A 12,809-nucleotide genomic window follows, 5' to 3' on the forward strand; every position below is an offset into this window, starting at 1 on the left:
GACCTAATTGATTAAATCTCCTTATGAAAAATATCGTCAATCTTCCGTTCAGACATCAACGCCAGCTCAATTGGTTATTATGCTGTATGATGGAGCAATCCGATTTGTAAAAGTTGGACTTGAGGGCCTGAATAACCAGGATATTGAGAAAGCAAATTTGAATCTGGGTAAAGCTCAGACGATTATTAGTGAACTTATGTCTACGCTGGACCAGTCATTCGATGTATCCAAAAACTTGTTCGCTCTCTATGAGTATACGAACTATCTTCTAATTGAGGCTAATATTCGTAAAAGTCCAGAAAAAGCAGAAGAGGCCATTGGATACTTGACGGATTTGCGGGAAACTTGGGTGCAGGCTTCCAAACTTGCCTCTTCTCAGACTGAAAGTGCTCATGGATAAGCTTATTGAGCAATTGTCAATAATGACTCTGGAAGTCATTGAACGGATTGAGGAGATCTCATATGAGGAACTGGAGTCCTTCATAGAAGATCGCCAACACATTGTGGATGCTATAATTAAAGAGAGTGAGATTTGCCCTCTGGATGTAAAACAAAAAGGGGAAGTTCATCGGATTTTGGCCTATGATAAAACACTACTTAATCGTATGAACGCCCTTCGGGTTGAGGCACAAGATTGGCTGCATAAACGAAATCAAGCAAAAATGCAGCGGAATGTATATGAGACTGCCTATGCGCCTGATAGTATGCTTATGGATAGAAGAAAATAACATATAAAGAAAAGGGGAGATCTTTTAAGATTTCCCCTGTTTTGTTTTCGACGCTGCGGCTCATTTTTTTTATGAAATTAAAAATTGTGTAAAGTAGAATGTTATCAAACATATTAATATATTTGATAACATTTTAAGTAGAGAGAGTTCGTATGTTTTAGCCATTGATCACTCTGTTGTACAGAACAATTTTATGTTTTTACGAAGATATTCCTATATCATAATTAGCTGTAAAAGTGAATTTGTCAGTTATTTAAGACTCATGCATTTTGTCATTCGCTCGTTATCTGCACTATAGTTTCTTCTCTAACATATCTCTCTAAAATAGACTTACCAACCCGCCAATTACCTGTTATATTCAAGATATCCCACCATTCAACACAATCCCCAATTAATCTACAAAAAATTCCAAGAAAACATTTACTTTACCAATTGACAATGGATAACTTTGGATGGTATTATCTGAATTGTGGGCAGAGGTTAAGGCCGAAAGCTTCACTTCATTTGATGACGAAGGGAATGTTAGTGCATGCAAGGTAAAGTAAAATGGTTCAACGCAGAAAAAGGTTACGGTTTCATTGAGACTGAAGATGGCGGCGACGTATTCGTACATTTCTCCGCAATTCAATCCGAAGGATTCAAAACTTTGGAAGAAGGTCAATCCGTAGAATTCGACATCGTCGAAGGCGCGCGTGGACCGCAAGCAGCTAACGTAATCAAATTATAATCATCCGGACAATCCGACCTACATATATGGTTAGATGGTTACCAAATTGAATTATCGCTAGCATCAGACTCCGGTATGTTCCGGGGTCTTTTTTTGTTTCAATAGATTCGAGATTTAGATCATTCCGGGAATAGTATTTTTGTGAGTTTAATAGATTAAAGCAGTAGATTCAAGAGATAGATGAAGTTCCTTTTACATATTAGATTGAGCAAGCTCAAAAACGGTTAAATACATCATCAAGCGCCTAATAAGACGTTCCATGCAAATATACGATTATGGCTGAATATGATGAAATATCGCGAAATATGGCGCTATGCCTATGTTGGCAGATGTGGCTTGAACAGATGTCATTATTCGGTCACCGGGAGTTTTTACATGGCGCTTACATTCGTGTTATAATGAAGTGGCAAAGGAAAAAGGAGGAGTGCCCTATGAATTTAAGTATTCGAGGTCAGCAAATCGAGGTTACCGATGCTTTGAAGGATTATGTCGACAAAAAGTTGAGTAGACTCGAGAAGTATTTCGATGCACCCCTTAACTCTGACGGTGCTGTTACATTGAGCACGACGAGAGGTTTGCATACGGTAGAGGTGACGATCCCTTTGAAAGGCATTGTGCTCCGCGCTGAGGATGAGAGCGACGATATGTACGCATCCATTGACTCCGTGGTGGACAAGCTGGAACGTCAGATCCGCAAACACAAAACAAAAATTAACCGTAAGTTCCGCCAGGAAGGCAGCCTGAAAACACTCTTCGTTGAAGATCCAACAGGTACTGTAGCTACAGCTGAACTGGATGCGGACACGGATGAAGATGATTTGGAAGTTGTACGTACGAAACGCTTTATGTTGAAACCAATGGACGTGGAAGAGGCAATCCTCCAAATGAACATGGTTGGTCACAATTTCTTCGTATTCTCCAACATTGACAGTGAAGAAGTTAGCGTGGTTTACAAACGGAACGATGGTAAGTACGGATTAATCGAACAAGGTTAATTTTAACGTTTACGATCATCGGATGGGAATTGAATAAGAATATCTAAACTTTAATAATGAACACGGGAACTGTAGTTTCCTGGATTAGACCTAACAAGAGCTTCCATCCCTTAAGGGATGGGGCTCTTTTGTGCGTAGAGGGACTGGGAAATGATGTTTGGAAATAAAATGGTGAAACTATTCCCTATGCTGCTGCGTCTAATAGATAGTATGAAGATTCAATAATCGGTACAATGTAACCACCGGATTCCAATGGTTACGAAACTATTCGTACACCTAATTTCGAGAACTGAATTTTGAGATTATCATCCAGATTTACCATCAAAATTCGTTGACAGGGCAGTCTGCCTTGTAAAATGAAACCAGACAATTGAACGCTTCCGCTAACGACTATGATTTTTTGCACTAAAACTCCATTTGATATGTCTCAGAAGTTCAAAGAAGTGTGCCGTGGCGTGTTGCGGCGACCCTTACAAACTGTTACAATTTATGCAAAGAGAATCATTGTCCTGATGAGGAATTGTCAACGAATGATCGCTAATCATAATCAATGACAGGCACAGCACCATGAACATGATTCGCAAGGCTCGGGCTTCGGCTAGTTTTTAATAACCGAATCCGTTTGAACACCGAATCAGCTTCATGAGGAACCCTTGGCAAGCCTGGAGTTGATTCATCCATATTACTTTTTATAATGTTTGTCACCCCCGGGCAAGTGGAGCAACATCCATCCGATGGTGTCGCGTGGCGGCAACAGGGGGTCTATTCTGTTTTGCACGAAAGGGGTATACCATGCTAGGACTTGTCAAAAAGATCTTCGGCGACATGAATGAACGTGATGTTAAACGTCTGATGAAGACGGTCGATGTGATCAATAAACTGGAACCACAATTTCAGGCGTTGTCTGATGAACAACTGAAAGGTAAAACGGAGGAATACCGTGCTCGTATTGAAAAGGGAGAAACAACAGATGAGCTTCTTCCAGAGGCATTTGCAACTGTACGTGAGGCATCACGCCGTGTACTGGGCAAACGTCACTACGATGTACAGATGCTGGGCGGGATCGCTCTGCATGAAGGCCGTATTTCCGAGATGAAAACGGGTGAAGGTAAAACGCTGGTAGGAACACTCCCGGTATATCTGAACGCGTTGATGTCCAAAGGTGTTCACGTGGTCACGGTCAATGACTATCTGGCACAGCGGGATAGCCAGGAAATGGGACAAATCTACGAATTCATGGGCATGACGGTAGGGGTTAACCTGAGCGGTATGGACCATGCTTTGAAACAGCATGCATATGCATGTGATATTACGTACGGAACGAACAACGAGTTTGGTTTTGACTATCTGCGTGACAACATGGTTCTGTACAAAGAGCAAATGGTCCAACGTCCATTGTTCTTCTGTATCATTGATGAAGTGGACTCCATCCTGGTCGATGAGGCGCGTACGCCACTCATTATCTCCGGACAAGCTCAAAAGTCAACGGATATGTACTATGCAGCAGATCGTTTTGTGAAGCGTTTGGTGCCGGAAGAAGACTTTACGGTAGACATCAAGGTGAAATCCGTAGCGTTGACTGAGGCGGGCGTGGCCAAAGCAGAGAAAGCATTTGGGATCGAGAACTTGTATGACCATGCCAACGTTACGCTCAACCATCACATCGTACAGGGGTTGAAAGCCAACGTAATCATGCGTCGTGACGTAGATTATGTGGTCAGTGATGAAGAAGTTATGATCGTCGATGAATTCACAGGTCGTCTGATGTCCGGACGTCGTTACAGTGATGGATTACACCAGGCGATTGAAGCCAAAGAGGGCATTGAAGTACAAAACGAGAGCATGACGCTTGCTACGATTACCTTCCAGAACTATTTCCGGATGTACCGTAAACTTGCGGGTATGACGGGTACAGCGAAAACCGAGGAAGAAGAGTTCAAAAAAATCTACGGTCTCGAAGTATTGCAGATTCCAACTAACCGTCCGAACAAACGGGATGACATGGCAGATGTCGTGTACAAGAGCATCGATGGCAAGTTCAAGGCGGTTGTGGAAGAAATCGTGGAACGCCACAGCAAGAATCAACCGGTTCTGGTAGGTACGGTGTCCATCGAGAACTCTGAACGCTTGTCTGATATGCTTAAGCGCCGTGGTGTAAGACACCAGGTACTGAACGCCAAGTACCACGCTGAAGAAGCAGAGATTATCTCAGGAGCTGGCCAAGCGGGTGCAGTAACGATTGCTACCAACATGGCAGGACGGGGTACGGATATTATCTTGGGTGAAGGTGTAGCTGAAGTAGGCGGCCTTCATATCATCGGTACAGAGCGTCACGAGTCACGCCGGATTGATAATCAGCTGCGTGGACGTGCAGGACGTCAAGGTGACCCGGGTTCAACACAATTCTACCTGTCACTGGGTGATGAATTGATGAGACGTTTCGGTGCAGACAATGTACTGAACATGATGGAGCGCCTTGGTTTTGAAGAAGATCAACCGATCGAGAGCCGGATGATTACCCGTGCAGTGGAATCGGCGCAGAAGCGTGTTGAAGGTAACAACTTTGACGTGCGTAAAGTCGTTCTTCAATATGATGATGTCATGAACCAACAACGTGAAATTATCTATAAACAGCGCCGCGAGGTACTGGAGTCCGAAAACATCAAACAGATCGTTATGGATATGATCAAACCATCCATTGAACGTATCGTTGAAGCACATTGTGGTGACGATATTCCGGAAAACTGGGAGTTGCAGGAAGTTGCCGATTACATGAACAGCAAATTGCTGGATGATGGTTCGGTAACGAAAGATGATCTGTGGGGCAAAGAAGCAGAAGAGATTATCGAGTATCTGTTTACGAAAGTGCAGAACAAGTACAATGCACGTGAAGAGCGAATTGGCGAAGAAATGGTTCGTGAGTTCGAGAAAGTGGTTGTGCTCCGTGCAGTAGACAGCAAGTGGATGGATCATATTGATGCAATGGATCAATTGCGTCAAGGTATCCACCTTCGCGCCTACGGCGGTACAGATCCACTGCGTGAGTACCAGTTCGAAGGCTTCGAGATGTTCCATCAGATGATCGCTTCGATTCAGGAAGAAGTAGCGACTTATGTGATGAGAGCACAGATCGAGAGCAATCAGGAGCGTCAAGCGGTTGTGGAGGAAAGTCAGATCTCGACAAGCGGTGAACCTGCTGAGAAACGTCCAGTGAAGGTTTCCGACCAAATCGGACGTAACGATCCATGCCCATGCGGTAGTGGCAAGAAGTTCAAACACTGCCACGGTCAAGAGTAGTACAATGGTTTTTAGATAAACTTTAGTGTAATAAGTTGAACCTTGATTTTACACCATAACGGAGAGTGCAGAAGCAATCTGAAGAAGCGGAGCGTTCGCCTTTATCCTCGGATTTTCCCCCTTGTAAGAGGGGATCAAAAAAATCTGGGGATAAGAGCGATCGGAAGATGCTACTGTAATCGGAGTGCAGGTGTAACAGTTACTAGGTCAACTTACATAGCATGACATGAACGGCTCCTTGCAGCCGGGTATTCCATAGATGAAGTGAAGGATGCAAAACCGGTGAATGGTGCATAGTTATAATCATATGACCATGAACATGGAGAAGAGATAGACTGAAAACAGTTGTCTCAACACCACGGTGGCGCATCCGTTACTTGATCTGGCGGAATCCCCTGGATGCGGGGAGCTTATCTTAATGAAAAGAGGAATTGCACATGATCGATCCAAACGTGAAGCATGACCTGCGTGAAATAGGCAAGAAACTAACAAACCTTAGGGGGTCTCTTTGACTTAGATCTGAAGCAAGAGATGATCGGCAACTTCGAAGTGAAGATGTCTGCCCCGGATTTCTGGGACGATAGTGACAAGGCGCAATCCATCATCGCTGAGCTAAATGCGGTGAAGGGATCGGTGGATCAATACACCAAGCTCCAACAGGACTATGATGATGCAGTGATGATGATAGAGCTGGCGGATGAAGAAGGCGACGAAGATCTTGCTACCGAGATTGGTAACAGTATTACCGCGATCGTGAATAAGGTCGCAGAGTTCGAACTTCAGCTTCTACTGAATCAACCATACGACAAGATGAATGCGATTTTGGAGCTTCACCCGGGTGCGGGTGGCACCGAGTCCCAGGATTGGGGACAGATGTTGCTCCGGATGTATACACGTTGGTCCGAGAAGCGTGGCTTCAAGGTTGAGGTATTGGATTATCTGCCAGGTGACGAGGCTGGGATCAAGAGTGTGACGTTGTCGATCAAGGGACATAACGCTTATGGTTATCTAAAAGCCGAGAAGGGTGTACACCGATTGGTGCGGATCTCTCCTTTTGACTCATCGGGCCGTAGACATACGTCCTTCGTATCCTGTGATGTGGTACCGGAGATTGATGATACGATTGAAGTGGACATCCGTACAGAGGATCTCAAGATCGATACGTACAGGGCAAGTGGTGCGGGTGGACAACATATCAATACCACCGACTCTGCCGTGCGGATCACTCACCTTCCGACAGGCGTAGTTGTAACGTGTCAGAATGAACGTTCACAGATTAAGAACCGTGAGCGAGCGATGACGATGCTTCGTTCGAAATTGTATGAGCGTAAAATTGAAGAGCAAAAACAACAGCTGGATGAAATCCGAGGAGATCAGTCGGATATTTCATGGGGTAGCCAGATTCGCTCCTATGTGTTCCATCCCTATAGTATGGTAAAGGATCACCGTACAAGCGTAGAGACAGGAAACACAGGAGCAGTAATGGACGGCGACCTCGATGCATTCATCGATGGTTATTTGCGTAGCCAGATTAAAGTAGAGAACGATTAATAGAAGTTCCTGTATGGACCCTTACGTCTAGGCGTATGCTGGTCTATACAGGGGCTTTTTTTTGAATGATTTTATAGGGTGTATGTTAATGAACGAACAACTGATCAGTCACAACAAAGGAGCGCACGAGAACATGCAACAACGATCACAATTTCATAATCATCGCAAAAAGGGGTTAATCAGCCTCATTCCCCTAAACGGGCCCTGGAGAAACGTCGTGGATACGTTATCCATCATTGTAGGTTCATTTTTAATCGCAGTAGCCTTTAATTTATTTCTATTACCGAATCAAATCGCTTCAGGTGGGGTGTCCGGATTATCCATCCTGGGCAAGGAATGGCTCAATTGGGAGCCGGCTTATACGCAGTGGGCAATTAACATCCCCCTGCTGATTGCAGGGTTTCTGCTCATTGGCAAACAGTATGGGATCCGTTCAGTTCTCGGCAGTATTGTCCTGCCCTTACTGGTCTATCTAACGAAGGATTGGGCCATACCAACAACGAATCCGCTTCTTGGTTCTCTGTACGGTGGAATTGGCGTGGGTCTGGGGATCGGCATTGTATATCGAGGTAGAGGATCAACAGGGGGCATGAGCATTCTTGCCAGAATCGTACAGAAATACAGCGGGCTAAGTTACTCTCTCTGTGTTGTAATTATGGATGCCACCGTTATCATTATGGCTGCATTTGTATTATCGTTGGAGCAGTCTCTCTATGCGCTGATTGGGTTGTATGTTACCGGTAAAGTGATCGATGCGGTTGAGATGGGGCTCGGCTTCTCCAAGGTGGCTTATATTATCTCCAACCAGACGGAAGCAATCAGCAAAGTAATTCTGGATGACCTGGATCGTGGCTTAACGAAGCTGGAGGCCAAAGGCGGGTACACCGACGATCAACGAACAGTACTGATGGTAGTGGTTGGACAAAATGAGGTGCCAAGACTCAAAGCGTTGATCCGGTCCGTGGACCCGGGAGCTTTTGTCATTATCAGTAATGCGCACGAAGTGCTCGGCGAAGGCTTTAAGCGGGGAGAACATGTGTGAACGGGTATGAAAATAGCGAGTGAGCCATACAGGCTCATAAGTTTGAAAGTTCAAAATAAAAAGCAGGTACACCCTTCTCTGAGATAACGAAGAGGGAGTACCTGCTTTTCTATTCTTAAAAGTTCAACTTAACATTTCACATAACGGAGAGGACAGAAATATCCTGAAGAAGTGGAACGTTCGCCTAAAAGCTTTCTGAAAGAAAGCTACTTCGGAAGGATGTTCTGTCATCGGAGTGCCACCACTACAGAATCGGAGATAACAGACGGGAAATCGCTTCTTTGAAGCGGATGATCAGACTGCGTTTTTGGTATTCCTCAAGCGTCATTTCCCGCGATACATGCAGGTCGTGCTCAAAGGTTTGTACAAGTGCTGTCGCAATCGTCTCATCGTACATAAAAGCATTCACCTCAAAGTTCAGCCGGAAACTGCGGTAATCGATATTGGCGGTTCCCACGGATGCAACCAAGCTGTCAATGATAAGTGTTTTGGCATGAATGAAGCCATTGTCATATATAAATACTTTGGCGCCAACCTTCAACAACTCACCAATATACGATAACGTTGCCCAATAGACGAAGGCATGGTCTGGTTTATTCGGGATCATAATGCGAACATCGATACCGGACAGACACGCGAGGCGTATGGCTTCGAATACGCTGGCATCCGGGATGAAATAAGGCGTTTGGATCAAAATCGAATGTTTGGCACCATTAATCATCTTGAGATAACTGTTCTTGATATGCTCAGTCTCTGCATCCGGTCCACTGGAGACAATCTGCATGGCAGTGTTACCCGTACCCTCGATATGAGGGAAATGTGCAGGAACATAAGGCGTATCATGCTGTTTGGACGCTTCATTCCAATCCAGGAGGAAACGGGTCTGCAAGGCATGAACGGCATTCCCCTGAATACGCAGATGTGTGTCGCGCCAGTAACCGAATTTCGAGTTCAAACCAAGATACTCATCACCAACATTAAATCCGCCCGTGTATCCAAGGTTACCATCAATGATGACAATCTTCCGGTGATTACGATAGTTCATACGCAAGTTGATCAGACTGAATTTGGATGGGAAAAAGACTTCAACCAAACCACCTGCTTCGCGCAATTCTTTGAAAAAGCGTTTGGATACCCGCCGCGAGCCGAGCGCATCATACAGCAAACGAACTTTGATGCCTTCCCGCGCTTTGCGGATGAGTGCGTCCCGAATTCTTTTGCCCAGACGGTCGCCTCTATAAATGTAGTATTGCACGTGCACGTGATCCTTGGCCGCTTCGATGTCATCCAAGAGCCGCTGGAATTTGTCGGTACCGTCCGTAATGATCTCAACCGCATTATCCTCTGTCAGCAGGGCGCCGTTCTGCTTCAGGTTCATATAGATCATGTCCTGGCTACTCTCGGTTGCCTGGTTGCGGAAAGGGGTACGGTTATCGTGCAACTGTGCGAGCTGGGCTTCAATACGTTCCTCGAGCCCGAGCTTCTTGCGTTCCTTCCACTGGAAAAGCCGGTATCGAGTCAGGTTCTGACCGGTTAAAAGATAAAGTACAAACCCAAACACTGGAATAAAGTTCAAGACGAGCAGCCAAGCCCAGGAAGCGCTGGCATCCTTCCGTTCGAAGAAAACGACTGCTGCCGCAAAAATAATATTCAGGCCCAGGAGTACAATAAGTAAAATGGATTCGATATGCACTATAGTCCCCCACGTCTCATAATGACCATCATGAATCTATTCATATGTCCTTGATTAGCAGGTTAGTTATGAATGAGACCCTGATTGTAATGTTTCCTACTAATACGTATTTTAACAGAAGTATACCTGTTCGTCCCGGATGATAAAAAAGATATGTTCGGATTCGATGGAAATCCATGTGAAATTGATGATAGAGTGTTGTATTTATATAACCAGAGTCGTATAATAATACACAAATATGCATATAAGCGACGGAATTGCTGTGTTCGGGCCACATTCATGCAAGGGCATAGCACAAGTAGCGCATACATCGAGATTGGGGGAGCGAGAGTGAATAACAAATTAAAAGTAGCAATCGTCGGTTCCACCGGCTACGGCGGGGTGGAACTGATTCGTTTTTTCCAGAACCATCCGCAGGTTGAAATCACATCGGTGATCTCATCATCGAGCAGTGGTGAGTCCATCGCAGATGGATTTCCGCATTTGACGGACGTGATTCACAGGCCACTCGACGGCGTAGATCCGGCTGAGATAGCGAGTCGTGCAGATCTGGTATTCACAGCGACCCCGTCCGGCGTAAGTGCAAAACTCGTACCAAGCCTGCTGGCAGCAGGGCTTAAGGTTATTGATTTGTCTGGCGATTTCAGACTGAAGGATGGGACAGTATACGAAGAGTGGTATAAACATCCGGCGCCTCCAGCTGATTTGTTGGAACAAGCGGTGTATGGTATGGCTGAAGTATTCGGTGAAAAGGTGAAGGGACAGAATTTTATTTCCAACCCCGGCTGTTATCCAACAGCCACACTTCTTGGACTGATCCCTGCCGTAGAGGCAGGCTGGATTGATCCTTCTACTATTATTATTGATGCCAAATCAGGTGTGTCCGGTGCAGGGCGCGGAACAAGTCTGACGAACCATTATGCAGAGATGAATGAGAATTTCAAAGCCTATAAACTCAACAAACACCAACATATTCCCGAGATCGAACAAGTGCTTGGCAACATAACGGGAACGCCTGTTACGGTTACCTTCACCACACATCTGGTACCAATGACGCGTGGAATCATGAGTACGATGTATGCAACACTCCTTGGGGAACACAGCGACCGGGAGATCGTGGACTTGTATCGCAAATATTATGAGAACAGACCTTTCGTACGTGTACGTGAACCGGGCATCTGGCCTTCTACCAAAGAAGTGTACGGATCCAACTATTGTGATATCGGATTTGCGGTGGATCCTCGCACAGGGCGTTTGACGATTATTTCGGTCATCGACAACCTGGTGAAGGGTGCTTCCGGGCAAGCGATTCAAAATATGAACCTGATGATGGGATGGGAGGAGAACCTCGGGCTGAACATGACACCGGTATATCCATAGGGATTGGAATTCGGAAGGCACTGAAATATTCGTTGTAAAATTTAAGTGCATTCTCGGAGCCACTTGGGGAGATTGGGTCAGGTTAAGCAGCGGATCATCGGCATATAGCTGAACGCATACGGGGGATATGATATGGGAACGAATGTGGAGCAAAAGAGTTTTACCGTAATTGAGAACGGAACGATTGTAACCCCTGGGGGGTTCACTGCGGGTGGACTTCACTGTGGATTGAAAAAGACATCTCGCAATGACATCGGAGCGATCCGCTGTGATGTACCGGCAACAGCTGCTGCTGTGTATACAACGAACGTGTTTCAGGCAGCGCCACTCAAAGTAACGCGTGAAAGCCTGAGCAATGGACGCCTTCAAGCTGTCATCGTTAATAGTGGGAATGCCAATGCATGTACAGGTCAACAAGGGGAAGAAGATGCCTATGCGATGCGATCGGCCGCTGCGCGTGAGTTGGGTGTGGCAGAAGAGGACGTAGCTGTGGCCTCCACAGGTGTCATTGGGGAATTGCTCAAAATGGATGCTGTGCATTCAGGTATTACCGGCCTTCCGGCGCATATGGGCAAGGAGTCGAATGAGGCGGAACAATTTTCACAAGCGATTCTGACAACGGATTTGGTGAAAAAGGAAGCCTGCGTCTCCGTTATGGTTAACGGCAAGACGGTTACGATTGCAGGTGCCGCCAAAGGCTCGGGGATGATTCATCCGAATATGGCGACGATGCTCGCATTCATGACCTCTGACGCGGTCATTGGTGCAGAAGCGTTGCAGCGCCTGCTGCGCCAGGCAACCAATCATACATTCAACATGATTACTGTCGATGGGGATACAAGTACGAACGACATGCTGGTAGCCATGTCCAGTGGATATGCAGGCAATGAAGAGCTGACCACAGATCATCCGGATTGGGACGCTTTTGCAGCCGGCTTCACCTATGTATGCCAAGTGTTGGCCAAAGCCATTGCTCGCGATGGTGAAGGAGCAACCAAACTGGTTGAGGTAGAAGTTACAGGTGCGGTAAGTGATGAATCCGCGCAAGCGATTGCCAAAACGGTTATCGGGTCCAGTCTGGTGAAATCCGCCATGTTCGGCGCTGACGCCAACTGGGGACGGATTATTGCAGCCGTAGGACGTGCAGGACAGCCAGTGAACCCGGATACGGTAAATATCCGTTTGGGAGAGATCTCGGTACTTGAACAGTCCCGTCCTGTCGTGTTTGACGAAGAAGCGGCATTGGCCTATTTACAGACGGATACGGTTCGTATTGTGGTGGATCTGCACCACGGCGAAGGAACAGCAAGAGCCTGGGGCTGTGACCTGACGTATGACTACGTCCGAATTAACGCCGCATACCGCACTTAATAAACTTTTGGGTTAAAGATTTTGC

Annotated in this window: 10 protein-coding genes; 9 read left to right on the forward strand and 1 reads right to left on the reverse strand. The window is 46.0% G+C overall.

Annotation, left to right across the window (positions count from 1 at the left end):
* Nucleotides 1–7 precede the first annotated feature (7 nt).
* From fliS to ACTHPG_RS21045, 7 genes are all read left to right on the forward strand, one after another.
* Nucleotides 8–400 carry a flagellar export chaperone FliS gene (fliS, locus tag ACTHPG_RS21015; RefSeq protein WP_440391358.1) on the forward strand — a complete coding sequence of 131 codons (393 nt, stop codon included), beginning with the start codon at nt 8–10 and terminating at the stop codon, nt 398–400.
* The gene (locus tag ACTHPG_RS21020; protein ID WP_440391359.1) at nt 393–728 is read left to right on the forward strand and encodes a hypothetical protein; all 336 of its coding nucleotides are present in this window, start codon (nt 393–395) and stop codon (nt 726–728) included. Before fliS ends, ACTHPG_RS21020 begins: the two co-directional genes overlap by 8 nt.
* A gap of 529 nt (nt 729–1,257) precedes the next feature.
* The gene (locus tag ACTHPG_RS21025) at nt 1,258–1,455 is read left to right on the forward strand and encodes a cold shock domain-containing protein (protein WP_024631599.1); all 198 of its coding nucleotides are present in this window, start codon (nt 1,258–1,260) and stop codon (nt 1,453–1,455) included.
* Between the two features lie 431 nt (nt 1,456–1,886).
* Nucleotides 1,887–2,450: a ribosome hibernation-promoting factor, HPF/YfiA family gene (hpf, locus tag ACTHPG_RS21030; RefSeq protein WP_124116500.1), complete on the forward strand. Its 564-nt coding sequence runs from the start codon at nt 1,887–1,889 to the stop codon at nt 2,448–2,450.
* A gap of 792 nt (nt 2,451–3,242) precedes the next feature.
* Nucleotides 3,243–5,747, forward strand: a complete 2,505-nt coding sequence (secA, locus tag ACTHPG_RS21035; RefSeq protein WP_440391360.1) for a preprotein translocase subunit SecA — start codon at nt 3,243–3,245, stop codon at nt 5,745–5,747.
* Nucleotides 5,748–6,184: 437 nt separating this feature from the next.
* Nucleotides 6,185–7,298 (forward strand): peptide chain release factor 2 gene (gene prfB / locus ACTHPG_RS21040; RefSeq protein WP_440391361.1). Its coding sequence is split into 2 segments (ribosomal slippage): nt 6,185–6,256 and nt 6,258–7,298, totalling 1,113 coding nucleotides; the frame shifts between segments, so codons are not numbered across the junction.
* A 133-nt stretch (nt 7,299–7,431) separates the two neighbouring features.
* Nucleotides 7,432–8,340, forward strand: coding sequence for a YitT family protein (locus tag ACTHPG_RS21045; protein WP_440391362.1), 909 nt, complete (start codon nt 7,432–7,434; stop codon nt 8,338–8,340).
* Nucleotides 8,341–8,584: 244 nt separating this feature from the next.
* Here ACTHPG_RS21045 and cls read toward each other — a convergent pair whose 3' ends face one another.
* Complete coding sequence (gene cls / locus ACTHPG_RS21050) at nt 8,585–10,033, reverse strand: cardiolipin synthase (RefSeq protein WP_339238109.1); 1,449 nt, start codon at nt 10,031–10,033, stop codon at nt 8,585–8,587.
* Between the two features lie 330 nt (nt 10,034–10,363).
* Here cls and argC point away from each other — a divergent pair, with 330 nt between their 5' ends.
* Both argC and argJ read left to right on the forward strand, forming a co-directional pair.
* Nucleotides 10,364–11,413, forward strand: a complete 1,050-nt coding sequence (gene argC / locus ACTHPG_RS21055; RefSeq protein WP_440391363.1) for an N-acetyl-gamma-glutamyl-phosphate reductase — start codon at nt 10,364–10,366, stop codon at nt 11,411–11,413.
* 132 nt (nt 11,414–11,545) lie between these two features.
* Nucleotides 11,546–12,784 (forward strand): bifunctional glutamate N-acetyltransferase/amino-acid acetyltransferase ArgJ, encoded by a 1,239-nt coding sequence (argJ, locus tag ACTHPG_RS21060; protein ID WP_440391364.1) that lies wholly within the window; start codon nt 11,546–11,548, stop codon nt 12,782–12,784.
* Nucleotides 12,785–12,809 lie beyond the last annotated feature (25 nt).

The sequence above is a fragment of the Paenibacillus sp. SAF-068 genome (genome assembly GCF_051967555.1).
Classification (GTDB): Bacteria; Bacillota; Bacilli; order Paenibacillales; family Paenibacillaceae; genus Paenibacillus.

Coding starts and splice junctions, on each gene's coding strand:
- ACTHPG_RS21020 (WP_440391359.1), top strand. CDS start 393: ATGGATAAGCTTATTGAGCAATTGTCAATAATGACTCTGGAAGTCATT.
- ACTHPG_RS21025 (WP_024631599.1), top strand. CDS start 1,258: ATGCAAGGTAAAGTAAAATGGTTCAACGCAGAAAAAGGTTACGGTTTC.
- hpf (WP_124116500.1), top strand. CDS start 1,887: ATGAATTTAAGTATTCGAGGTCAGCAAATCGAGGTTACCGATGCTTTG.
- secA (WP_440391360.1), top strand. CDS start 3,243: ATGCTAGGACTTGTCAAAAAGATCTTCGGCGACATGAATGAACGTGAT.
- ACTHPG_RS21045 (WP_440391362.1), top strand. CDS start 7,432: ATGCAACAACGATCACAATTTCATAATCATCGCAAAAAGGGGTTAATC.
- argJ (WP_440391364.1), top strand. CDS start 11,546: ATGGGAACGAATGTGGAGCAAAAGAGTTTTACCGTAATTGAGAACGGA.